This window comes from Mycobacterium parmense (genome assembly GCF_010730575.1).
GTDB lineage: Bacteria > Actinomycetota > Actinomycetes > Mycobacteriales > Mycobacteriaceae > Mycobacterium > Mycobacterium parmense.
On the sequence record NZ_AP022614.1, the window covers coordinates 2,715,462 to 2,738,329 of the forward strand.

General features: G+C 67.9%; 24 protein-coding genes. 12 read left to right on the forward strand and 12 right to left on the reverse strand.

The genetic code is table 11. The features are described 5' to 3' along the window. Position 1 precedes the first annotated feature (1 nt). Positions 2 to 1,297, forward strand: coding sequence for an acyl-CoA dehydrogenase family protein (locus tag G6N48_RS12325; RefSeq protein WP_085267899.1), 1,296 nt, complete (start codon positions 2 to 4; stop codon positions 1,295 to 1,297). Positions 1,298 to 1,379: 82 nt separating this feature from the next. Here the strand turns inward: G6N48_RS12325 and G6N48_RS12330 are convergent, their stop codons facing one another. Genes G6N48_RS12330 through G6N48_RS12340 form a run of 3 tightly spaced genes read right to left on the reverse strand, consistent with a single transcriptional unit; the run spans position 1,380 to position 3,605 of the window. Then, positions 1,380 to 2,327 (reverse strand): phosphotransferase family protein, encoded by a 948-nt coding sequence (locus G6N48_RS12330; protein WP_085267898.1) that lies wholly within the window; start codon positions 2,325 to 2,327, stop codon positions 1,380 to 1,382. After that, a complete protein-coding gene (locus G6N48_RS12335; RefSeq protein ID WP_085267897.1) occupies positions 2,328 to 3,128 on the reverse strand; it encodes an SDR family NAD(P)-dependent oxidoreductase in 801 nt (266 codons plus the stop codon). Between the two features lie 51 nt (positions 3,129 to 3,179). Next, the gene (locus G6N48_RS12340; RefSeq protein WP_139825644.1) at positions 3,180 to 3,605 is read right to left on the reverse strand and encodes a DoxX family protein; all 426 of its coding nucleotides are present in this window, start codon (positions 3,603 to 3,605) and stop codon (positions 3,180 to 3,182) included. Positions 3,606 to 3,812: 207 nt separating this feature from the next. Here G6N48_RS12340 and G6N48_RS12345 point away from each other — a divergent pair, with 207 nt between their 5' ends. Together G6N48_RS12345 and G6N48_RS12350 are read left to right on the forward strand one after the other, a co-directional pair. Beyond that, a complete protein-coding gene (locus G6N48_RS12345) occupies positions 3,813 to 4,136 on the forward strand; it encodes a DMT family transporter (protein ID WP_085267896.1) in 324 nt (107 codons plus the stop codon). A gap of 36 nt (positions 4,137 to 4,172) precedes the next feature. Next, entirely contained in the window at positions 4,173 to 4,865 is a 693-nt protein-coding gene (locus tag G6N48_RS12350; protein WP_372511315.1) for a cysteine peptidase family C39 domain-containing protein, read from the forward strand. On the opposite strand, the gene G6N48_RS12355 is transcribed toward G6N48_RS12350, so the two are convergent. Continuing rightward, positions 4,855 to 5,430 (reverse strand): TetR/AcrR family transcriptional regulator, encoded by a 576-nt coding sequence (locus G6N48_RS12355; RefSeq protein WP_085267894.1) that lies wholly within the window; start codon positions 5,428 to 5,430, stop codon positions 4,855 to 4,857. The two genes, G6N48_RS12350 and G6N48_RS12355, sit on opposite strands and share 11 nt — an antisense overlap. After that, positions 5,430 to 5,993, reverse strand: a complete 564-nt coding sequence (locus G6N48_RS12360) for a TetR/AcrR family transcriptional regulator (protein WP_085267893.1) — start codon at positions 5,991 to 5,993, stop codon at positions 5,430 to 5,432. The genes G6N48_RS12355 and G6N48_RS12360 overlap by 1 nt, the downstream gene beginning before the upstream one ends. 178 nt (positions 5,994 to 6,171) lie before the next feature. On the opposite strand from G6N48_RS12360, the gene G6N48_RS12365 reads away from it, so the two are divergent. From G6N48_RS12365 to G6N48_RS12390, 6 genes are all read left to right on the forward strand, one after another. Further along, a complete protein-coding gene (locus G6N48_RS12365) occupies positions 6,172 to 6,489 on the forward strand; it encodes a hypothetical protein (protein WP_139825643.1) in 318 nt (105 codons plus the stop codon). 5 nt (positions 6,490 to 6,494) lie between these two features. Further along, positions 6,495 to 7,589 carry a type III polyketide synthase gene (locus G6N48_RS12370; RefSeq protein ID WP_085267891.1) on the forward strand — a complete coding sequence of 365 codons (1,095 nt, stop codon included), beginning with the start codon at positions 6,495 to 6,497 and terminating at the stop codon, positions 7,587 to 7,589. A 7-nt stretch (positions 7,590 to 7,596) separates the two neighbouring features. Next, positions 7,597 to 8,106 (forward strand): isoprenylcysteine carboxyl methyltransferase family protein, encoded by a 510-nt coding sequence (locus G6N48_RS12375; RefSeq protein ID WP_085267890.1) that lies wholly within the window; start codon positions 7,597 to 7,599, stop codon positions 8,104 to 8,106. Continuing rightward, positions 8,103 to 9,119 (forward strand): NAD(P)/FAD-dependent oxidoreductase, encoded by a 1,017-nt coding sequence (locus G6N48_RS12380; protein ID WP_085267889.1) that lies wholly within the window; start codon positions 8,103 to 8,105, stop codon positions 9,117 to 9,119. The genes G6N48_RS12375 and G6N48_RS12380 overlap by 4 nt, the downstream gene beginning before the upstream one ends. 211 nt (positions 9,120 to 9,330) lie before the next feature. Continuing rightward, positions 9,331 to 11,820, forward strand: a complete 2,490-nt coding sequence (locus G6N48_RS12385) for a glycogen/starch/alpha-glucan phosphorylase (RefSeq protein ID WP_085268063.1) — start codon at positions 9,331 to 9,333, stop codon at positions 11,818 to 11,820. A gap of 70 nt (positions 11,821 to 11,890) precedes the next feature. Next, a complete protein-coding gene (locus G6N48_RS12390) occupies positions 11,891 to 12,160 on the forward strand; it encodes a hypothetical protein (protein ID WP_085267888.1) in 270 nt (89 codons plus the stop codon). A gap of 19 nt (positions 12,161 to 12,179) precedes the next feature. Here the strand turns inward: G6N48_RS12390 and G6N48_RS12395 are convergent, their stop codons facing one another. From G6N48_RS12395 to G6N48_RS12405, 3 genes are all read right to left on the reverse strand, one after another. Beyond that, positions 12,180 to 12,386 (reverse strand): long chain fatty acid-CoA synthetase Faa4p, encoded by a 207-nt coding sequence (locus tag G6N48_RS12395; RefSeq protein WP_085268062.1) that lies wholly within the window; start codon positions 12,384 to 12,386, stop codon positions 12,180 to 12,182. A 297-nt stretch (positions 12,387 to 12,683) separates the two neighbouring features. After that, a complete protein-coding gene (locus G6N48_RS12400) occupies positions 12,684 to 13,424 on the reverse strand; it encodes an SDR family NAD(P)-dependent oxidoreductase (protein ID WP_085267887.1) in 741 nt (246 codons plus the stop codon). 9 nt (positions 13,425 to 13,433) lie between these two features. Then, on the reverse strand, positions 13,434 to 13,703 hold the full coding sequence (locus G6N48_RS12405; RefSeq protein ID WP_085267886.1) for a hypothetical protein: 270 nt from the start codon (positions 13,701 to 13,703) through the stop codon (positions 13,434 to 13,436). Positions 13,704 to 13,843: 140 nt separating this feature from the next. Between G6N48_RS12405 and G6N48_RS12410 the strand changes: the two genes are divergently transcribed. Beyond that, complete coding sequence (locus G6N48_RS12410) at positions 13,844 to 14,242, forward strand: Zn-ribbon domain-containing OB-fold protein (protein ID WP_085267885.1); 399 nt, start codon at positions 13,844 to 13,846, stop codon at positions 14,240 to 14,242. Between the two features lie 26 nt (positions 14,243 to 14,268). After that, entirely contained in the window at positions 14,269 to 15,480 is a 1,212-nt protein-coding gene (locus tag G6N48_RS12415) for a thiolase family protein (RefSeq protein WP_085267884.1), read from the forward strand. A 34-nt stretch (positions 15,481 to 15,514) separates the two neighbouring features. Here G6N48_RS12415 and G6N48_RS12420 read toward each other — a convergent pair whose 3' ends face one another. Further along, positions 15,515 to 16,573: a GGDEF domain-containing protein gene (locus G6N48_RS12420; RefSeq protein ID WP_085267883.1), complete on the reverse strand. Its 1,059-nt coding sequence runs from the start codon at positions 16,571 to 16,573 to the stop codon at positions 15,515 to 15,517. Between the two features lie 149 nt (positions 16,574 to 16,722). On the opposite strand from G6N48_RS12420, the gene G6N48_RS12425 reads away from it, so the two are divergent. Next, positions 16,723 to 17,727, forward strand: a complete 1,005-nt coding sequence (locus tag G6N48_RS12425; RefSeq protein WP_085267882.1) for a patatin-like phospholipase family protein — start codon at positions 16,723 to 16,725, stop codon at positions 17,725 to 17,727. Between the two features lie 28 nt (positions 17,728 to 17,755). Here the strand turns inward: G6N48_RS12425 and G6N48_RS12430 are convergent, their stop codons facing one another. The 3 genes from G6N48_RS12430 to G6N48_RS12440 all read right to left on the reverse strand — a co-directional run bounded on the left by G6N48_RS12430 (position 17,756) and on the right by G6N48_RS12440 (position 22,851). After that, positions 17,756 to 20,653, reverse strand: coding sequence for an AAA family ATPase (locus tag G6N48_RS12430; protein ID WP_139825642.1), 2,898 nt, complete (start codon positions 20,651 to 20,653; stop codon positions 17,756 to 17,758). After that, complete coding sequence (locus tag G6N48_RS12435) at positions 20,610 to 22,049, reverse strand: flavin monoamine oxidase family protein (RefSeq protein WP_163670826.1); 1,440 nt, start codon at positions 22,047 to 22,049, stop codon at positions 20,610 to 20,612. Before G6N48_RS12435 ends, G6N48_RS12430 begins: the two co-directional genes overlap by 44 nt. Before the next feature lie 106 nt (positions 22,050 to 22,155). Next, positions 22,156 to 22,851: a GNAT family N-acetyltransferase gene (locus G6N48_RS12440; RefSeq protein WP_161494177.1), complete on the reverse strand. Its 696-nt coding sequence runs from the start codon at positions 22,849 to 22,851 to the stop codon at positions 22,156 to 22,158. Between the last annotated feature and the right edge of the window lie 17 nt (positions 22,852 to 22,868).

Sequence of the window (22,868 nt, forward strand, 5' to 3'; positions counted from 1 at the left end):
GATGTCGTGGGACTTCTCCACCGACCCGGAGTGGGCGGCACAGCTGAAGTGGGTCGAGGACTTCGTGCGCGAGGAGTGCGAACCGATCGACCTGATCGTCAAGGAGTCGCATGACCTGAACGACCCGGTGCGCCAGGCGCTGATCCCGCCGCTGCAGGAAATGGTGAAGGAGCGCGGGTTGTGGGCCACTCACCTCGGTCCGCATCTGGGCGGTCCGGGCTACGGGCAGGTGAAGCTGGCGCTGCTCAACGAGATCCTGGGCCGCTCGGAGTGCGCGCCGATCGTGTTCGGCTCGCAGGCCCCCGATTCGGGCAACAGCGAGATCCTGGCGCACTACGGCACACCGGAGCTCAAGGCCCGCTACCTCGAGCCGCTGCTGGACAACCGGATCGTCTCGTGCTTCTCGATGACCGAGCCGCAGGGCGGCGCGGACCCCAAGGTGTTCCGCACCACCGCGGTGCCCGACGGGGATCACTGGGTCATCAACGGGGAGAAGTGGTTTTCGTCGTTCGCGTCGATGGCGTCGTTCCTCATCGTGATGGCGATGACCGATCCGGAGGCGCCGCCCTATCAGCGTTACTCGATGTTCGTCGTCCCCGGCGACACCCCCGGCATCAACGTGCTGCGCGACGTCGGGCTGGGGTACCAGCCGCTCGGCGGCGGGCGTGAGGGATACGTGCGGTACGAGAACGTGCGCGTGCCCGCCGATCACATGCTGGGCCCGCGCGGCGGGGCCTTCGTCGTTGCGCAGACCCGCCTGGGCGGCGGGCGGATTCACCACGCCATGCGCACGGTGGGCCTGGTCCGGCGCATCTTCGACATGATCTGCGAGCGCGCGGTGTCGCGCTACACCCAGGGCGAGGTGCTGGCCAACAAGCAGCTCGTCCAGGAGATGGTCGCCGACTCGTGGATGGAGATCGAGGCCTTCCGCCTGCTGACCCTGCAAACCGCTTGGAAGATCGACCAATTCAACGACTACAAGGCTGTGCGGGCCGACATCTCGGCGGTCAAGGCGATGATGCAGAAGGTGCTGCACGACGTGTCGTCGCGGGCGCTGCAGCTGCACGGGTCGCTGGGCACCACCCACGAGATGCCGTTCGTGCAGTACCTGGTGGAATCGTTCGTGCTCGGGCTCGCCGACGGCCCGACGGAGGTGCACAAGGTGACGCTGGCGCGCATGCTGCTCAAGGATCGCGCGCCGTCGCCCGACCTGTTTCCCTCCGAGCATCTGCTGCGGCTGCGCGCGGCGGCGGAGGCGAAGTTTGCCGACAAGCTGGCGGGCATCCCCCGCGGCTAGCGCCCCCTTCCACCGCGAGTGCGCGTGTCTGTACGCGACACGCCGTTTGAACGTGGCATTATGCGTCCACTCGTCACTGGGCTCAGCGGCCCAGCATCGTCGCGGCTCGGGTCAGCAATCGCGGCAGCGCCCCCGCCATGGCCTCCAGTTCGGCTCGCGGCGAAGGCCTTCGGCGGTTGTGCTTGACGATCAGCGACCAGGTCGCGGCCGACTTGTAACACGCCAGCGCGCAAAACCACGCCAGGTCGGCCACGTCGCAGCCCAGCTCGCGCTCGTAGATCCGGGCCAGCTCCGCGACCGGCGGGGCGACATCGTCGTGCGAAACACGTTGGTAGGTCTGCGGATCGGAGTTGATCAGAAACCAGCCGGCGTCGATGCGCGGGTCCCCCACCGACCAGATCTCCCAATCGATCACGGCTAGGATGCGCGTCCCGACGGCCAGCAGGTTTCCCAGCCGGAAGTCGCCGTGCACCACGGCGGGCCCCATCGGGGCCGGCAGCCAACCCAGTAGCGCGTCGCGCACGTCCTGCCAGCCGGGCACCAGCGTGGCGTCGACGGTCCGCAGCGTGTCCGACCAGCGACGCACCTCGGCGGCCGCATCGGTAACCGGCTCACCGCCCAGCCCGAGGCCGCCCGGCGAGACCAGGTGCAGCGCGGCCATGGCCCGCGACGCGTTGCGGTAACGCTCGGCCAGGCCGGGTGCGGGCACGCAGCCGTCGAACAGTGGTTCCAGGCATTCGCCTTCTACGTGCGACATCACGAACAGCGGCGGGTCATCTACGTCCTCCCACAACACCTCCGGGACCGGAACCGGGCCAGCGGCAAGCGCTTTCATGATGCGGGCCTGGCGCAGGACGTCACGATGGCCGACGGGTGCGACGCCCGGCGGGGCGACCTTGATCACCACCGCCCGCCCGTCGCGCATACCCCGGAAGGTGAGGCTGGACGCGCCCCCGTCGACCCCGGCGACGTCGGTGACGCCGGCGGCGGCGAGTCGCCGTCGCAGCTCGGTGAGATCGAGTTCGGGCATTCAGCCGGCGGGCTGGAACCCGCCGACTTCGGCGAGGAACTTCTGCGTGTGCGCGATGCGCCCGGTGAGGGTCTTCGGGTCGCCGGTGCACAACCGGAAGGCGGTCTCGGTGATCAGTTCGATGTCCTCGGTGTCGGTCTTGGCCAGGTCGAGCGTGCCCGCCCCCGGGGTGGCCACCGGATTGGAGGGAGCCGCGGCGTTGACGGCGATGCCGTCGTCGTACAGCTCGGCGGCAAGGCTTTTCGTCAAACGGTTCAGCGCGGCCTTGGCCGTCCCGTAGACGCCGAAGCCCGCGGTCCGGTCGAACTCCGAGAACGGCGGCCCGGGCGGCAGGTCGCCGCCCACCGAGGTCAGGTTCAGGATCCAGCCCCGCCCGCGCTCGCGCATCGCGGGGATCGCCAGCTGCGCCAGGTGCAGCGGCCCCAGGACGTGCATCTCGATCATCAGCCGCGCCCGCCGGTCCGGGAACGTGTCCAGGGGCCGCAGAAACGTCACCGCGGCGTTGTTCACCAGAATGTCGGGGGCGCCGACCGTGTCCACGACCTCCGCGTACAGCCGCTCGCGCTCGTCGGCCCGCGACAGGTCCGCCTGCACCGCCACGGCCCGCCCGCCGGCGGCGACAATCTCGTCGCGGGTCTGGTGCAGCGAGCCCTGGTATTTGGGGTCGGGGTCCATGGTGCGGGCGGTCAACGCCACAGTTGCGCCGCGGGCCGCGAGCCGCCCGGCGATCGCCTTTCCCAGCCCCCGGCTGCTGCCGGTGACCAGCGCCACCATCCCGTCACAGCATCGGTCAGCGGTCATCGTCGACCTCCTCGGTCCCCAGCGGAAACCCCTTCTCCTATTCAGAGAATGTCATTGCCGCCGCTTGCTGCCGAGTATAGGCAGGGCATCGAACGAATATCTGCCCCCGCCCAGGAAAACAAGCAGGAAGAACCCGAAGCAGAAGAGGATGGACAGGCTGCCGCCGTTGCCCGCCGGCGGGTCGGCGACGGGCCACAGGGCCCGCGGCTGGTGCTGCCAGAAGTAGGCGACCGCCATCTGCCCCGAGGCGACGAAAGCCGCAGCGCGGGTGAACAGCCCGCCGGCGATGAGCAGCCCCGCGACGATCTCGATCACACCGGCGTACCAGCCGGGCCAGGAACCGAATTCGACGCGAACCGGCGACCGGACCGGCCAGTCGAAGATGGTCCTCGTGCCGTACGCGGCGAACAGCAGGCCGTAGACCAACCGGAACAGGCTCAGCACGGCCGGTGCGCAGCGGGCCAGAGCGTTCGTCACACCGCCGAGGTTACGGCGGAAACCCAGCCGAGCACGACGCCGCCACAACCGCTGCCGGCTCGATGCCGTGTGGTGGCACGACGCCGCCAACGATGCCGGCTCCCCGAGCACGTCGCTGACGTCCAACCGCAACGGCTGCGCACCACGCGGCCATGGATTGCCAAAGTACCCCGTACTCTCGGTCTGCTCCCCGATGAAGGAGACGCTGTGACGTATCTGTTCCTGCTCTGCGCGATCTTCGCGGAAGTGGCCGCGACCAGCCTGCTCAAGAGCACCGAGGGTTTCAGCCGGCCGTGGCCGACCGTCGCCTGTCTGGCCGGCTACGCGGTCTCCTTCCTGCTGCTCGCGCTGTCGATCTCCCGGGGCATGCAGACCGACGTCGCCTACGCGCTGTGGTCGGCGATCGGCACGGCGACCATCGTGGCAATCGCCGTCGTGTTTCTCGGCTCCCCGGTGTCGGTCGCCAAGGTCGTCGGCGTCGGCCTCATCATCGCCGGGGTGGTCACGCTGAACCTGACCGGCGCGCACTGACGTAACGGACGCGCGCTCTTTTCGGACATGCATACCGTGACCAGGGTCCGCATCGCGGCGGCGTGCACCGCCGCTGCCGCCGCGCTGGCGCTGACGGCCGGGACGGCCCACGCGGCGCCCGACGCGCCGACCGGCATCGGCACCCTCTACGGCGACCCCGCCGCCGCCGCGAAGTTCTGGCGCTACCAGCAGTACGACGACGACTGCGTCGAGATGGCCGTCGCCGACGTGGTCGGCGAATTGACCGGTGCGGCACCCGCCGAGCAGGCCGTGATCAAGGTGGCGCAGTCGACCCGCAGCACCGCGCATTCCGGTCCCGTCTACGTCAAGCCCAGGAAGCACAAGTCCGGTGACGGCACGTCCTTCGACGACGAGCCGGCCCTGCTGGCGCACTACGGCTTCCACGCGGTCAGCACCGACAAACCGCGCGCGGCGACGACCGGCGTCCCGACGGGCATGCGGGCGCTCGAGCAGGACCTCGCCGCGGGCCGCAAGGTGATCGCCGGGGTCAATTCCGAGGTGCTCTGGCGCGAGCCGGTCGAGGACAAGACGGCCGACGGCGAACCCGAGGCCAACCACGCCGTCGTGGTGACCGGTGTCGACACCGCGGCCGCGGTCGTGCATCTCAACGACAGCGGCAGCGAGGTGGGCCGCGACGAGCAGGTGCCGATCGACCTCTTCATGCGCTCGTGGGACACCAGCGACGAGCAGATGACCGTCACCGGTTAGGCGGCCCCGGCGCCGGCCCCGTGAGCAGCCGGCGGATCACCGGAGATGCCCAGCGGCTGAGCTCCTCGCGGCTGAGGTTGGCGATCGGCGGGTTCACCAGTACGTACCGCGTCATGGCGAGGCCGATGACGAACGAGCCCGTCAATCCGATCCGCGCGACGGGGTGGTCCGGGGTGGCGGCGATGAGTTTCGGCGCGACCTGCGCGGCGAACACCCGCCGCAGGGCGCCGGACGCGATCTCGCTCGTCATCGCCGCCCGCAGCAGCGCCACGAACGTCTCGTCCTGTTCCCAAACCGCGAAGAACCGCGGTAGCAGCAGGCCGGCGATGTCGCCGGGATCGACGCCCGACAGGTCCGGCAGGTCGATCGTGAATTCGGCTGCCGCGGCGAACAGGTTCTGTTTGCTGCCGAAGTAGCGGATCACCATCGCCGCGTCCACGCCGACGTCCGCCGCCACGGCGCGCAGGGTGGTCCGGTCGTAGCCCTCCGCAGCGAAGCGGGTGCGCGCGGCCGCGAGGATGTCGGCTCGCGTCTGGCCGGCGTTGCGGGGTCTGGTGACGGGCATTACGGCGGCGCCGGGCCGACCAGGAGCTGGCGGAACACCGGCCCGGCCCAGCGGCTGAGCTCGGCACGATCCAGCGCGGCGACGGGCGGGTTGGCGAGGACGGACCGCGTCGCGGCGAGGCCGATCACGAAGGCGTCGGTCAGCGCGACCCGTTGCGTGGGGTTGTCCGGGGTGATGGCCATCAGCGTCGGCGCGACGTGCCTGGCCAGCGTCTCATTGAGGGCGTCGGCCGCGACGCGGCTGGTCATCGCCGCGCGCAGCAGCGCGAGGAACGTGTGGTCGTCCTCCCACACCGCGAAGTAGCGCGGCAGCAGCATGTCGGCGATCTGCTCCGGCTCGGCGTGGGTCAAATCCGGTAGCTCGATGGTGAATTCGGTGGCGGTCGCGAACAGGTCCTGCTTGCTGCCGAAGTAGCGGATCACCAATGCCGCGTCCACGCCGACGTCGGCCGCGATCGCGCGCAGCGTGGTGCGTTCGAAACCTTCCGTCGCGAAACGCCGGCGCGCCGCCGCCAGGATGTCGGCGCGTGTCTGCGCGGCGTTGCGCGGCCTACCGGTAGCCATCGCCAAACTCTATGTCAGCCACCGTTGACTTCTCGCACCCCACCCGCGTAAGGTCCAAGTCACCAATTGTTGACAAAAGTCACCGGTTGTTGAATTCGGGTCTTGAGGACGGGTGGTCCCCATGGCATGCGGTATCCGGAGTTCGAGTGCCGCCATCCGCCCCGCGGCGACAGGCGAGGTGACCCGGCCGCTGAATGCCCTTGTCCGCAATGTGCTTTCGCTGACGTCGATGGACTACGAGGTGTTCGTCCTGTCCCGCAGCCGCGAATTCCGGCCGGCCGCGGGAGCGGCACAGCCGACGACGTTGAACCGGGCGCACAGCCGCGCCGTTAACGATGAGTGCGTCGCATCCGGTGTGGCGCAGGCCAGACGGGTGGTGACGAAGACGGCGCTGTTGCCGGCGTTCGTGCCCGCCCGGGCACCTGGTGCCGGTAGGCACCCCCAGGAATTCCCAGCGGCAATGGCGCCGGTCGGCCATTCACTCCAGGGAAGGTAGAAAAAATGTCGCACAAGACCTTTCAGACTCACAACGCCGGCGGCGTGATCGTGGGCGTCCAGGGCGCCCTGCCGCCCAACCGCTACACCCAGAGCGAGATCACCGACACCCTCGCGACGCTCCCGGCGTTCGGCGCCTGCGGGGACGTGCTGCGCAAGCTGCACGCCAGTTCGAAGGTGAACAGTCGCTACCTGGCGTTGCCGCTCGAGCGCTACCCCGCGCTGACCGACTTCGGCGAGGCCAACGACGTCTACATCGAGACGGCGGTCGAGCTCGGCAGCCGGGCGATCACGGACGCCCTGGACGAGGCGGGCCTGCGTCCGCAGGACGTCGACGTGATCTTCTCCACGACCGTCACCGGCATCGCGGCGCCCTCGGTGGAGGCGCGCATCGCTACGCGGATCGGCCTTCGGCCGGATGTGCGCCGCGTGCCCATGTTCGGTCTCGGATGCGTCGCCGGCGCCGCCGGGGTGGCCCGGCTGCACGACTACCTGCGCGGCGCACCCGACGACGTCGCCGTCCTGCTCTCCGTCGAATTGTGTTCGCTCACCTTCCCCGCCGCCACCGCCTCGGTCGCCGGGCTCGTCGGAACCGCCCTGTTCGGTGACGGCGCGGCCGCGGTGGTCGCCGCCGGAAGCCGTCGCGCGGAGAAGATCCACGCCGCGGGGCCGGAGATCCTCGGATCGCGCAGCCACCTGTATCCGGACTCCCAGGCCACGATGGGCTGGAACATCGGCTCCAACGGATTCGGGCTCATCCTCTCCCCCGACGTCCCGGCCATCGTCGAGCGATACCTCAATGCCGATGTGACGCAGTTCCTTTCCTCGTACGGCATCGACATCGTCGACATCGGCGCGTGGGTGAGCCACCCCGGCGGCCCGAAGGTCATCGAGTCGATCGTGGCGTCGCTCGGGCTGCCCGAGGACGCGCTGGAGCTGACGTGGCGATCGCTGAGCGAGGTCGGCAACCTTTCGTCTTCCTCGGTGCTGCACGTGTTGCGTGACACGATCGCCAAGCAGCCGGCCACCGGCAGCCCGGGCCTCATGATGGCCATGGGGCCGGGCTTCTGCTCCGAACTCGTGATGCTGCGCTGGCGATGATCGCGCGATGAGTTGGTATGCGCTGTTGATCGGCGCGGTCGCCGCGGAGCGACTCGCCGAAATGGTCGTCGCCGAACGTCACCGCACCGTGAGCCGGGCGCGCGGGGGGGTCGAGTTCGGGGCGGGCCACTACCCGGTGATGGTCGCCCTGCACGCCGGCCTGCTGGCCGGTTGCCTGGCCGAGCCCGTTGCGTTGCACCGGCCGTTCGTCGCGGCGCTGGGCTGGCCGATGCTCGCGATCGTGGTCGCCGCCCAGGCGCTGCGCTGGTGGTGCATCCGCACGCTGGACTACCGGTGGAACACCCGCGTGATCGTGATACCGGGCGACGCCCGGATCACCGGCGGGCCGTACCGATTCATGTCGCACCCGAACTACCTGGCGGTGATCGTCGAGGGGTGCGCGCTGCCGTTGGTGCACAGCGCGTACATCACCGCCCTGGTCTTCTCGGTGCTCAACGCGTCGCTCTTGAGGACGCGGCTCAACACCGAGACCGCGGCGCTGGCAAACCTGACATGATCGACCTCCTCGTCGTCGGCGGCGGCCCGGCCGGGCTGGCCACCGCCGTGCACGGCGCCCGGGCCGGGCTCGAGGTGGTGGTCGTCGAGCGGCGCAGCGGGGTGATCGACAAGGCCTGCGGTGAGGGGCTGATGCCCCACACCCTGCGGCACCTGGAACGCCTGGGGGTGCATCCGCACGGCAAACCGATCCGCGGAATCAGTTACCGGGACGGCAGCAGGCACGCCGACGCGCCGTTTCGCCACGGCGCCGGGCGCGGCGTCCGCAGGACGGTGTTGCACGGAGCGCTCCTGGACGCGGCCGCCGATGCGGGCGTACGGATCTGCCACGACGAGGCCCCTGACATCACCCAGGACGCCGGATCGATCGGTGCGGGGCGCTGGCGGGCGCGCTACCTCGCCGCGGCCGATGGCCTGCATTCCCCCATCCGCCGATCCCTGGGCCTCGAGCAGCCGAGCCCGGGTCCGCGCCGGTGGGGCATCCGCCGGCACGTGCGCGTCGCGCCGTGGTCAGACCATGTGGAAGTGCACTGGGCGCAGGGCGCCGAGGCGTACGTGACCCCGATCGCCGACGACTGCGTGGGCGTGGCGATCCTGACGTCGCGTCGCGGCGGCTTCGACCGGCACCTCGCGGAATTCCCCGGCCTAAGCGACCGGATCGCGGGGTCGCCGCACGAACCGGACCGGGCCGCGGGCCCGCTGCGGCAGAAGGTATCGAGCCGCAGGGCGGGGCGGGTCCTGCTGGTCGGCGACGCCGCGGGCTACATCGACGCGTTGACCGGCGAGGGGCTGGGCCTGGCATTCGGCGCGGCAGAGCTGCTGGTGAAATCCGTTGTCGCGGAACGGCCGGACACCTACGACCGGCAGTGGCGCCAGATGACGCGGCGCTATCGGCTGTTGACCGCCGCCCTGCTGCACGCGAGTGCGAGCACGCGCACGCGGTCGGGCATCGTGCCCGCCGCCGCCGCGATGCCGAGCGTGTTCACCGGCGTCGTCAATCTGCTGGCCCGGTAGCACAGGGCGCGCGGCGATCAGCCGCAACGCCGTTTCGTTGCCTCGTCGTGGACGCCCGTTCACGTGGCGGACGTCAGTTGCGTGCCTGATGTGCAAACACCGCTGCCAGACTGACGACCTGCGCGCCGGCGACCACGTCGGTATGGTGCTGCCAAGGCTCTAGGGAATAGGACTCGCGATGACCGATGTCGACCAGACACCCCCCGACGGAATGTCCCCCAACAGTCCCACCCGAGCCGATCTGGTCGAGCACTCCCGCACGGGCATGAGCGCACCGGCACTGCAGCGGGCGATCACCGACCACCTGCGCTACTCGATCGGCCGCCCGGCGGCGGCCCTTCGGCCCGAGCACTACTACCGGGCGCTTGCGCTGGCGGTGCGCGACCGGATGCAGGACCGCCGCGTCGCGTCGACGCAGACCTCACTTGACTTGGGCCGCAAGGTGACCTGTTACCTGTCGGCGGAATTCCTGATGGGCCCGCAGCTGGGCAACAACCTGCTGAACCTGCGCATGGAACGCGCGGCGAAGGCCGCCCTGGCGGCGATGGGCCAGGATCTCGACGAGGTACTGGCCTGCGAGGCGGAACCGGGCCTGGGCAACGGCGGCCTCGGCAGGCTCGCGGCGTGCTACCTCGACTCGCTGGCCACCCTCGAGCGCCCGGCGATCGGCTACGGAATCCGTTACGAATTCGGCATCTTCAATCAGGAGATTCACGACGGCTGGCAGGTCGAGAAGACCGACAACTGGCTGGTCAACGGAAACCCTTGGGAAATAGCCAAACCCGACGTCAACTATCTGGTCAAGTGGGGCGGCTACGCGGAGCACTACACCGATGAGGCCGGTAACGACCGCGCCCGGTGGGTGCCCGGGCGGCTGTTGAAGGGCGTCGCGTACGACACGCCCATCCAGGGCTACGGCGTGAACACCTGCAACGTGCTGACCCTGTGGAGCGCGCGGGCCGTCGAGTCCTTCGCGCTGGAGGCCTTCAACACCGGCGACTACTACAAGGCGGTCGAGGACGAGGTGACCTCGGAGACGGTCACCAAGGTGCTCTACCCCAACGACGAGCCGGAGGCCGGCAAGCGGCTGCGCCTGCTGCAGCAGTACTTCTTCGTGTCGTGCTCGCTGCAGCACGTGCTGCACATCATGGACGACCTCGCCGACGCCGGGGTCAGGGAGCTGCCCCAGCGATTCGCGTTGCAGCTCAACGACACCCACCCGTCCGTGGCGGTCGCCGAACTGATGCGGCTGCTGGTCGACGAGCGCGACCTGGGCTGGGACGAGGCGTGGGAGATCACGGTCGCGACGTTCGGCTACACCAACCACACCCTGCTGCCCGAGGCGCTCGAGACCTGGCCGCTGGAGATGTTCGCCGAATCGTTGCCCCGGCACCTCGAGATCGTCTACGAGATCAACCACCGCTTCCTCGACGAGGTGCGTGCCCGGTTCCCCGGTGACGGGAACCGGTTGCGCCGGATGTCGATCATCGGTGAGGACGGCAAGAAGAACGTCCGCATGGCTCATCTGGCGACCGTCGGCAGCCACGCCATCAACGGTGTCGCGGCGCTGCACTCCGAACTGCTGAAATCCAGTGTGCTCAAGGACTTCTACGAGATGTGGCCGGAGCGGTTCAGCAACAAGACCAACGGCGTCACGCCGCGCCGCTTCCTGGCCCTGGCCAACCCCGGCCTGCGGGAACTTTTGGACCGCACCGTCGGCGAGGGCTGGTTGACCGACCTGAGCCGCCTGCGCGGCCTCGAGGCGTTCGTGGACGACACCTCCTTCCGCGCCCAGTGGCACGACATCAAGCGCGCCAACAAAGCGCGCCTGGCCAAGTACGTCAACGCGGTGGCCGGTGTCGAGCTGAATCCGGACTGGATGTTCGACGTCCAGGTCAAACGGATCCACGAGTACAAGCGTCAGCACCTCAACGTCCTGCACATCGTCGCGCTCTACCAGCGGCTCAAGCAGAACCCGGGCCTGTCGATCCCGCAGCGCGCCTTCATCTTCGGCGGCAAGGCCGCCCCCGGTTACTTCATGGCCAAGCGGATCATCAAGCTGATCAACGCGGTCGGGGAGACCGTCAACGCCGACCCGGAGGTCAACCGGTTCCTGAAGGTGGTCTTCGTGCCGAACTTCAGCGTCAAGAACGCGCACATGATCTACCCGGCCGCCGACCTCTCCGAACAGATCTCGACCGCAGGCAAGGAAGCCTCGGGGACGGGGAACATGAAGTTCATGATCAACGGCGCCCTGACCATCGGCACGCTCGACGGGGCCAACGTCGAGATGCGCGAGGAGGTGGGACCCGAGAACTTCTTCCTGTTCGGTCTGACCGAGCAGGAGGTCGAATCGACCAAGGCACGGGGGTACTCTCCGGCAGACTGGATCGACTGCGACGACGAGCTGCGCGGGGCGCTGGACCTGATCGCGGGCGGGACGTTCTCGCACGGCGACACCGACGTGTTCCGGCCGCTGGTGGACAACCTGCGCTACGACGACCCGTTCCTGGTGTGCGCCGACTTCGCGTCCTACATCAACTGTCAGGACCGGGTGGGCGCCGCGTGGCAGGACAAGGATGCGTGGACGAAGATGTCGATCCTGAACACCGCGCGCAGCGGCAAGTTCTCCTCGGACCGCGCCATCGCCGAGTATTGCGACGACATCTGGAAGGTGTGGCCGCTGACCGTCAAGACCTGAAATCGGACGCCTCGCCCGTCCCCCGCCCACCGCGGCGGGCCTACACTGGCCGGCGCGAGGAGGAGGGCCGTTGCGCACGACGATTGCCGCCTGCGGGCTGATCGGGCTGGCTTGGCTGTTCGGCGCCGGTATCGCCCGGGCCGACGGCGACAGGGAGAAGGAGGCCTGCGCGTTGATGGACGACCCCGCGGGACCGCAATCGGGCTACTCACCGGCCGAATACGCCTTCATGATGCTGCGCGCCAAGATGTCGGCGCAGGCCGCCCGGGACCTGCTCTCAGAGGCGACGTACGACTTGTGCCCCAACCACATCACCGACCTGCCGGCCGGCTGGCGGTAGACCTGGAGCCCTCCTCGCGTCAGCCCTTCTCGCTGGCGATGTAGACGGAGACGTACCCGATCGGGATGCCGGTGCGGGTCGCGATGCAACGCCGCGCCGCCATCTCGACCGCGGCCCGGCGGCTCGCGCGGGTGAATCCGCCGATTTCGGGAATCCGGACCGTCCATCCGTCCGTGCCGCGGGTGACTTCGATGTCGAAGCACTGGCCGACGGTGAGGCGGTTCATCCGGTTGGCGACACGCTGGGTGCGGACGTTGCGCAAGACATGAGGGCGCCGCAGGGCGGGCTGACTGGGCATAGCTGCTTCCTGAATCGACGACGAACCGCGGGCAAGACTAATCCCAGTCGCGGCAAGATGCCTAATCGGGTGCAGCCGGCTTCCGTTTCGTAATGTCTCCGGCACCGCAGCGAAACCTATGGTCGGTGCTGTGAAGCCGGAGACGTCCGGGGACTCCGCCTCGAGCTCCGGTCAACGCGGGCGGCCGCGCCGGCTCAATCGCGAGCTGATCCTGTCGGCCGGGCTTCAGCCGGCGCCCTTGCCGTTGTCGACCCGGTAAACGGCGCCGTGGACGGCGGCCGCGTCATCGCCGGCCAGGAACGCGATGACGTTGGCCACGTCGGCCGGCGCCATCATGCCGCGCGGCGAGGCCGTGCGCAGGATCAGGTCGAAGTTCGGGTTCTCGGGGGCACTGAACTGTTCGATCTGCGGGGTCAGCATGCCGCCCGGACACACCGCGTTGACGCGCAACCGGTCTGCGGTGTACTCCACGGCCAGCGCGCGCGTGAGACCGATCAGCCCATGCTTGGCGGCGCAGTAGCCGGCCGAGTAGGCCTGCCCCTCGACCCCGGCGATCGAGCTGACGTTGACGATGTTGCCGCCTCGCTCCAGCAGATGCGGCAGCGCGGCCCGGCACAGGTAGAACGGCCCGTTCAGGTTGACCGCCAGGTCCTGCGCCCAGTCGTCGTCGGTCATCGACTCCGTCCGGCGCATCTGGTGTCGCCCGGCGATATTCACCAAGACGTCCAGTCCGCCCCACTCGCGAACGCACCGCTGCACCGCCTCCCCGCACGCCCGGGCCGACGCGACATCCGCCGATGCGTACGAACCGGGCTGCACGTCGGCGAAGACCTCGGCCAGACGTGCGGCATCCCGGCCTATCCCGAATACGGTTGCGCCCAGGCGGGAGAACAGCCGGGCCGTCTCGGCGCCCAGGCCCGACGAGGCTCCGGTCACCAATGCGATCTTGCCCCGTAGTACCGACATACCGCGGCCCTAGTACGACCGGGCCCGTGCGGCGCCGCCAGGCAACAGGTGCAGCGGGACAACGAGTTTGACGACGTCGGGCAGCAGCCGGCCGATCCGGGCGCTGCGCTGGACACGGCGCGCGGTCACCAGCACGAGCAGGCTGATCGCCAGCCTGCCCAGCGCGACTCGGCTGGTGCGTTTGCGCCAGGTGACCCGCGGCGTGCCGGCGCGCCGCCCGAAGTAGTAGCCCACCGCCGTTGCCGTCGCGAGCGCGGCGATTGCCGCCAGCAACATCATGCTGTTGAGCGTGCTCGGTCACCGTCGCGGTGAGGTCACGGCCACGACACACCTCGGCCAAGACCACTCCTTTTACATCCCTGAGCCGATGTGTCAATCTGGGCGGACGCGAGGATCAGACCGAGCGTGGCGGAGGTTTCATGACGGGCCAGATCCCATTCGTCGACTATCTCGTCCTCGACGACGGCGAACCGCACCTGGTCGCGCAGGAGTGCACCAGCTGCGGCGCCCGCTACTTCGACCGGCGCAACGCCTGCGCCGGGTGTTTCGCGGCCGATTTCAAGACCGTCCCGGTCGCGACCGAGGGCACGGTGCGGGCGTTCACGATCGTCACCTTCGCCGCACCCGGGGTCCCCGTGCCGTTCGTCGCCTCCGTCGTCGACTGCGACGGCACGCAGGTCCGCGCCAACATCATCAACGTCGAACCCGATCCCGAGCACATCCGCGACGGGATGAAGGTCCGCCTCGCCACCTACCCGATGGGCGCCGACACCGCAGGTACCGAGGCGATCGGCTTCGGCTTCGAGCCCGCCGGCTAACCGCCCACCGACGAAGGAGACCGACGATGAGCGCCAGCGACGAGATCTGGATCCTCGGCATCCGGATGACCAAGTTCGGCAAGCACCCGGACAAGGACACCGTCGACCTCGCGGCCGAGGCCGCGACCGCCGCGCTGGCCGACGCCGGGGTCACCATGGCCGACATCGGCGTCCTGGCGGCCGGGAACCTGATGGCCGCCAACGCCGGGATCGGCCAGCAGCTGCAGAAGCAGATCGGCCAGACCGGCATCCCGGTCTACAACGTGGCCAACGCCTGCGCCACCGGGGCGACCGCGCTGCGCACCGCCATCATGGCCGTGAAGGCCGGCGAGGTGAGGTACGGCATGGCCGTCGGCGTCGAGAAGCTCTCCGGCGCCGGGCTGCTCGGCGCCGGCGGTGCCAAGAAGGACGACGCCGACGTGTGGGCGCCGAGAGGGCGTTACGGCGCCATCGCGCCGATCGACGGACGGATCGGCACCGAAGCCATGCCCGGCGTGTTCGCCCAGATCGGTACCGAGTACGGGCACAAGTACGGCGGCACCAGCTTCGAGCTGTTCGCCAAGATCAGCGAGAAGAACCATGCCCATTCGACGCTGAATCCGCTTGCCGCGTACCAGAAGCGGTTCACACTCGAGCAGATCATGAACGACGTGATGATCGCCTACCCGAACACCCGGCCGATGTGCTCGGCCAACTGTGACGGTGCCGCGGCCGCGGTCGTCTGCAACGGCGAGACGCTCAAGTCGCTTTCGGCCGAACAGCGTCGGCGCGCGGTGAAGGTGTCGGCGTCGGTGCTGACCACCGACCCCTACGAGGCCGGCTGCCAGGTCCTGCCGAACGTCAACACCCTGACCCGCAACGCCGCTCGCACCGCCTACGAGCAGGCGGGCGTCGGCCCCGGCGATCTCGACCTGGTCGAGCTGCACGACTGCTTCGCCACCGCCGAGCTGGTTCATTACGACAACCTGATGCTGTGCGAGGAGGGCGGCGCCCCCGACTTCTTCAACTCCGGCGCACCCTGGCGCGACGGCTCGACACCGGTGAACGTGTCGGGCGGGCTGCAGTCCAAGGGTCACCCCATCGCGGCCACCGGCATCGCCAACATCTGGGAGGTCTGCCACCACCTGCGCGGTGAGGCCGGCGACCGGCAGATCGAGAACGCGAAGGTGGGGCTGGCCCACGTCATCGGTCTGGGATCGGCCTGCGGCGTACACATCCTCGAGAGGTCCGCCGCATAGTCCCGTTGGCGCCGTAGCGGTTTCACGGACGCACTCAGGCGTGCTGGACCTGGTTTCCGCCGCTGCGTTTGGCCGCATACATCGCCGCGTCGGCGATGCCGATCAGTCGCTCGACCAGCGATGCCACGCCGGCCTCGGTGAGCGAGTGCAGTTCGGCGCTGGCGGTGCCCACGCTGGCCGTGATCTGCGGCGAAAGACCGGCGATCGCGGTGCAGATCCGGACCGCCAGGGCGCGCAGATCTACGGACACCGTGGTCACCGCGACCAGGAACTCCTCACCGCCGGCGCGGCAAATGACGGCGTCATCGGGCGCGTGCTCGCGCAGCAACCGGGCCTCCGCCCGCAGCGCGTCGTCTCCGGCGAGATGACCCAGCGTGTCGTTGAGACGTTTGAAATTGTCGAGGTCGACCATGAGGACCGCCAAATGGGTCCGGGGCAGCCGAGGATTGGCGAGGCGGTTTCGGATCGCGTCCACCAGAGCGCGCCGGTTCAAAAGACCGGTCAGCGCATCCTGATCGGAGCGATCCGCGTACATCTGGATGCCCCGCGACATACCCCAGAATCCCAGCGAAACCGACACCATGACGAAATTGATCAGCCAAAAGGCCGAAGCCACCGGGAGATCGGTCTGATGCGACAGCCGCAGCACCGCCACGGCCGAGATCGCGACGGCCACCACCGAGTGCAACAGCAGCAGCCGTACGCCGTGAAAGACCGCACTGTAGCCGGCGGTCACGGAGGTCGCCGTGCACGCCAGCGCGGCGAAGGACGGGTTGGGTTCGGCCACCACCCAACCGCCGATGCAGAGCACGCCCGCCACCAGGACGACCTGCGACTGACGCCGCGTCGGCCATCGTGCCAGCCACACCATCACCATGCCGAAGGCGTACACGGCGGTGGCGGCGTTGACCCAACCCGCGGTCGTCAGCGGGTGAATCTGGTTGGACAACTCGATCAGCGCCAGCACAACGGCCGACCCGGCGACCACCACCATGATCAGGCGCGCCGCGGGCAGCATTCCGCGCTGCCGCAGAAAGGAGGTCACCCAGTCATATTGGTCCGGCTGACTCCACATCGCCTTGAACCACGACATCGGTCGGCGAACCTCCCACGGGCCTTCTCGCTCCGAACAGCACGACGGATTGCTCAATGGTCCGCGGACACGGTGATCCGCGGAAACCAAGTAGACCAAAATTCGAGGCAAGCTGAAACAATTGGACGGTCGAATGAACGGAGGTGCGTGTGGTTCCGGCGGCGAGAAGACGCGCCGACCTTGTTCTTTCGGGTGGCGGCGTCAAGGGTGTGGGCCTGGTGGGTGCGGTCGCGGCGCTGATGGACGCCGGGTATGACATCCAGCGGGTGTCGGGCACTTCGGCCGGCTCGATCGTCGGCGCGGTGGTGGCGGCCGCCTCCAAGCATGAGCGCATGACGGGAGCGCAGGTCAAGGAGATCGCTCTGAGTCTGAATTACCGTAAGTTTCTCGACTCCGGCAGCATCGAACGCGTCCCCCTTGTCGGGCCGGCGGTGGCGATCGTGCGGGGCAACGGCATCTATCGCGGCGACTACGCGCACAGTTGGGTACGCAGCGAACTGAAGAACTTGGGCGTCAACACCTTTGGCGACCTCGCCAACGGCGACACGAGCTTGCCCGAGGAGCGGCGGTACAAGCTCGTGGTCACCGTCTCGGATCTGACGCGGGGTGAGCTGGTGCGCCTGCCCTGGGACTACCAACGGATCTACGGCCGTGACCCTGACGAACAGTCGGTCGCCGATGCCGTGCGCGCGTCGATGTCGATTCCGTTCTTCTTTCGACCGGTCTCGTTGACAAGCGCTGACCGGCTGACCTCGACGCTGGTGGATGGCGGACTGCTGTCGAATTTCCCGATCGACTCCCTCGACCGCGGCGACGGGAGTAAGCCACGTTGGCCCACCTTCGGTGTGACCGTCATGCCCAGCCCGCCCGCAGCGCGCGACGTGCTGGCCCGCGCGCTGGCGGCGTTGCGCGTCGGTGCGCCTCCTCTGCTGGAACGCGTGGTGAGCACGATGCTGTTCGGCCGCGATCAGGCCTACCTCGACCAGCCGTGGGTCAGCGCGCGGACCATCCAGATCGAATCGCCCGGTCTGAGCGTGATCGACTTCGGGATCTCGCCGGACGAAATCGAAGCGGCATACATGAAAGGCTATGCGGCAGCGCACGATTTCCTGTCGAGCTGGGATTGGGACGCTTACCGCGCCCGGTTCCGGTGATGCGGATTCGTCGTGAGCCCAGGTTGACTCACCCGGTCGGCGCGGCGCCGTTGCCGATCGACTTGGCCAGTCGACGCAGTTCGTTCCCGGTCAATTCCTGCTTCTCTTCAAGCGCTGCCACGACCCTGTTGAGCAAGGGCCGGCAGCCCTGCAGGCGGCCAAGGATGCTCTCGTAGGCACTGCGGATGACGTCATCGATCTTCCCCTCCTGGGTTGGGGTAGGGACGGTCGTCCATCGCAGGAATCCATCGCCGCCGAATCCGGACTGACACACGATGAGCGTCGCGAAGCGGGTGGCCACCGCCAAATCGCAACCGCTGCTCATCCCGCCTGCGCCCGCCCCGATGTCGTCTGCGCCGAAAGCCAATTCCTCAGAGGCGCGGCCTGCCAACACGGTCTCGAGCTCTTCGAGCATGGTCCGACGGGTCATCACACGAGTGTTGTCGGGCACGGCGGCGGTGAATCCCAGTGAACCGTCAAGCCTCGGGATGATGCTCACGAAGGTGAGGTCCTCCCCTCGGGTCGAACTGATCAGCCGCGCCACCGTGTGACCGGCCTCGTGCACCGCGATCCGGTGCCTTTCGGCGGCCGCCAGTTGCGGTGCGTTCTCAGGCCGGCGGGGCCGTCGGGTGACTTCCGCCACGAGATCGTTCTGGGCAACCGGTCGGTTCTCGCGGCGCGCGCGACGCGCGGCGCCGCGAACAAAAAACTCGACGTCCGCGCCGGTGCAACCGAAAGCGAGGTCAGCAAGCGCCTTTGTGTCGATGTCGACGCCGAGCTCTCCCCCGCTCTTCTGGTAGCGCGAGAGGTAGTGATCGAAGATGCTCGCCAGGCTTTTGATGTTGGGCAGTGGAATCTCGACGACCTGGTCCAATCGCCCGGCGCGGCGAAGGGCGGGGTCGACTTTCTCGAGATAGTTGGTCGCGCCGATCACGATCACCGAGCCCGTCGACTCGATACCCTGAATTTCTTCGAGCAGCGCGTTGATGACCTCGGTCTGATACTGTTCAGCGCTTCCCTCGAGCCTTTCCCGACTGCCGATGCTGTCGAGTTCGTCGATGAACAGGATCGCGGGGGCGTAGCGGCGCGCTTCGGCGAAGCAGGTGCGCATCGCCCGCAGGTGGACGTCGAGGGCTCCCGCCGACTGCCACGCCGCCGCGCTGGCGATCACGAATTTGATGCCGCATTCTTTGGCGATCGCCTTGGCCAGCGTGGTCTTGCCGGTTCCGGGCGCCCCGGTGAGCAGGAGGCCTTTGTCGACCGCCGACCAGGGGATCCGGCCCGCCTCCGCTGCCCGGATGTCGCCGATCAGGTCCTCGGCGATCTGCCGCGCCTCGCCCATGCCGTGAAGGTCGGCCATTGTCACGTCGTCGTCCGGAGTCAGCTGAACCAGTCGGGCTTCGACCCGATCCTTGAGCACCGTCAGGGCGTCGCCGGGGCCAAGCGCGAGCCGCCGCGCCAGGTGGAAGTCGCCGGGCACCAGGAATTGCGTCCAGTCGGCGCCCCCCGCTTCCCATCCCGGGGCGGGCTTGCAATCGAACACGCCTTCAAAGATGCGCGCGAAGCGCCGCCGGTCGATGCGAGGGAATGTGACCGTGCAGTCTGCAATCCGCCGCAAGGGCTCTGGCACCTCACCCGCTTGGTTGCATCCGATCAGCACGGGCGCCTCGCTGAAAGCGAGATCGTGGGCAGCGCGCTCCGCGTCGAACAATCCGCGATAGGCATGAAACGACAGCAGATAAAGCCTCGTGTATTCGTTCACCGTGATCTCGCAGCGCAGATCGTCACCGTTGATGGCGCTGCACCGCGCGGCGCGCTCCGTCGTCTCGGAGGAAGCGACGAGTTGGGCGACGACGTCCTCGACGAAAGGGATGTCCGACTCGATGATCACGATCGCGTTGGACTCGATGAGATGGGTCAGCTGCTTGATCGGCTTACCAGCTTGCGTCTCGAGGTTGAAGCGCCGCAACAAGATATTGCCGGCCCTGGTGTCGTTATTCAGCTCGCGGATCGCGTCCTCGAGCAGGACGGTGACGACGGCTTCCGTGACCTGCCGGTCACGGGGCAGTCCGTCACCCGCTCCGCGGCCTCCTGGCGCATCGACCCGCACCTCTTCGGATGGAGGCACGCCGTCCGCCTCCAGCTCGAGAGAGGGAGCCTGCGGAACCCGCAGACCGCCGAGCGCACCGATCGGCTCGTCGTCCATCATCTCGACGACCCCGTCCGACTCGACCGCTAACGAGCAGGTGAACAGGTGCCCGCCGTACGTGACGGCGGCGTCGAGGAGCCAGCGCCCCGTGTCGTCGAGGCCGCGCGCGGACAACGGGCGCGCGGTGGCACGTGCGGCCTTCAGCGACAGCGTGTCGTCTCCGCCCTCGTCCCGCTCCTCGACATCGGCGGGGGCGTGAACTTCGTCCGCGGACTCGATCAGGACGAATGCGCCGTCATCGGCACGAAGGAAGTAGAAGAAAAATCGGACGTAATCCGCCACCGTCGATTCGGTCAATTCGAGCGATTCGGCCTCGTTGACCTCATGAATGGAATTGGACTCGCCGCTCAGCCACTCGGTGTCATGGAGACCGTGTAGCGCGTAGGCCCGCGCCATGCCGTGTTCGCGGAAGAATTGCAGCTCCATGAGGCGGTGATCGGAGTAGAAGGACAGCGCCGACCATCGACAGCTGACCAGCGTCGAGTCGGCGAAGAAGGCCGGTAGCCGGGCGGCCAGTCGGGTGAGCGCCTCGGTGCCCTCGTCGTCGGCACAGGGTGTCCAGGAGGCCCATGGTTCGGCGCTTTTTTCCGACATGGGCGAATGCTTATCACATGCCGACGATCGACAATAGGGCCTGCATGCAGCCGATTTCTGAACGGTCGACTCGAGCCAGTTAACTGGCTCCCAGCACCGCGCGAGCGGCCACGTACCCCGCACGTACAGCACCTTCGAAATAGCCGGTCCATTGGGGCGAAATTTCGCTGCCGGCCCAGTGGATCCGTCCGACGGGTTCGGCCATGGCGGGTCCATAGGTGGTGAGTGTGTTGGGGCCGAGGACCGCGTTGTACGCACCGCCGGTCCACTTCTCCCCGGGCCAGTTCATCTCGACGAACTGGGCCGGATTGGTTGCCGGGTCGCCGAAGTAAGCAACCAAATCCGTTATGACTGTGCGCTTTCGGGCGTCCTCGGATTGATCGGCCAAGCGGATGGCAGCGGGCCCGATGACGAAGCCGGTCAGGATCCCCGGTTTGCCGCTCGGTGGCGAACTGTCGGCCGTGAGGAGGACGGTGCGATCGCTTACCGTCGTGCCGCTCAACCCTTTCTCACGCCACCAGGCCGTGGGATAAATCGCGGCGTATTTGATCACCGACCCCATGGGGGCTCGTTGCGTGAATTGGTTACGACGTGCAGGCAACGGCGGGTGGTAATCGATCGCTCCGGCCAAACAGGGAGGAATTGCGACCACGACGAAGTCCGCTCGGTAGTCGCCATTGCTGGTTGTGACGGTCACCCCGCTGGCGTCCTGCTCGATCCGGACGACTGGTTGCCCGAGCAGTATTCGGTCACCGAGCTCGTCGGCCACGCGCTCTGCGACTTGACCTGCCCCTCCTTCGAAAAGCCATTGCTCGGGTTCATCTTCGTCGGGTCCGGCCGCATACGAGGCGAGCGCGAACAGCATGGATGTCGCCCCCGGGTCCGCGCCTTCTTGATTGAGCACCCAATAGCTGACACAGAAGCGGGCGAAGTCGGATCGGGTCGCGGTGGCGAGCCAACTGGCCACCGTTTGCGAGTCGAAGGCCGCCGCGTTTGTAGTGAGCCACGGGCGCTCGACATTCGTCGCCTTGGCCAAGGTCTTGAACTGCGTCCACAACCGGTTCGCTTCAGCGAGGTCGGCGGCCGACAGCGAGGGCGGGGCATTCGTCGGCGGAAATGGGCCGTCAAGCGTGGAGGCCACGCCCCCGTAGTCGAAGACGGTACGTCCGGTTGCGTAGGAGTCGAAACGCTTGATGCCCAGCGAGTCGGCGAGCGCGAGGATGTTGGCCTGCGTCGGGCCGACCCATTGCCCGCCGAGGTCGATCCAACCGCCGTCCACGACGGACTTGCGCACCATCCGACCGCCAACACGGTCACGAGCTTCCAACACCAACGTGCCTTTGCCCTGCCGGACCAACTCCCGCGCCGCGCACAGCCCGGACAGGCCGGCGCCGACCACGATCACGTCGGCCCTGTCGACAGTGTCTTGTGGTGCGCAGGCGCTCAACGTTCCCGATGCGGCAGTGAGCCCGATCCCGGCCGCTCCGGCCATCACACTTCGGCGACTGAGTGCGAACACTGCCCACCTTGCCTCTCGAATGACTTTCCGGCAGCCAAACATTGTGCCGTGTAGGGTGTTTGGCAACCCTCCACACCTCGCATACCGAGGTGGCGGATTCGACCCGTCACTGTGGGATCTCGATGTGCTCGTAGTCGCCTATCGGATGCAGTGGGACGGTGTCTCGGCTGCAATACCAGGCCACCAGGCGATTACCCTCCGCGTCGTCGGCCCGCGGAAAGTCGCTGCCCTCTCCCGAGTCCCTGAAGTAGTCGAGAATGAAGTCCTTGAGAAGCCCTGTCGCCAAGGCATTTTCGGGGCCCACTTCACCTCTGCCGCCCAACACGGTCAAGAAAAGGTGATACACCCGCTTCTTTCCCTCTCCCCCCAGCCTGGGCTGAAAGTACGGGCCGACGATCACCCTCGCCCCCCGCCGCGCGTAGAACGTCACGCGTCGCTTCGGGTCGATATCGCCGACCACGGGGTGGTGACGCGGATCTTCGATCTCCGCGACGACCACGTCGACCTGCCCGTACCAGCGTTCCTCAGCCTCCGCCAGCAACAGGCCACCGATACCCGTGCCGCGACGAGCGGGCTTCACCGTGACGTAGCCGATGAGCAGCAGGCGCGACTCGACGTAGGGATACCCCAGCACGCAACCGACTGGTGTCTCGCCGTCCACCGCACACAGTCCCCACGTCCAGCCTTCGGCCAGCCCTTCAACGAGGGTGTCCAACGTGTCGAGTTCGTCCGGCCCGAACGATGGTTCGAGGATTTCGTGATAGACCTCATCAATGAGGGTGGCGCTAGCCTTAGAACGCATATCGCAAACCCGTATTC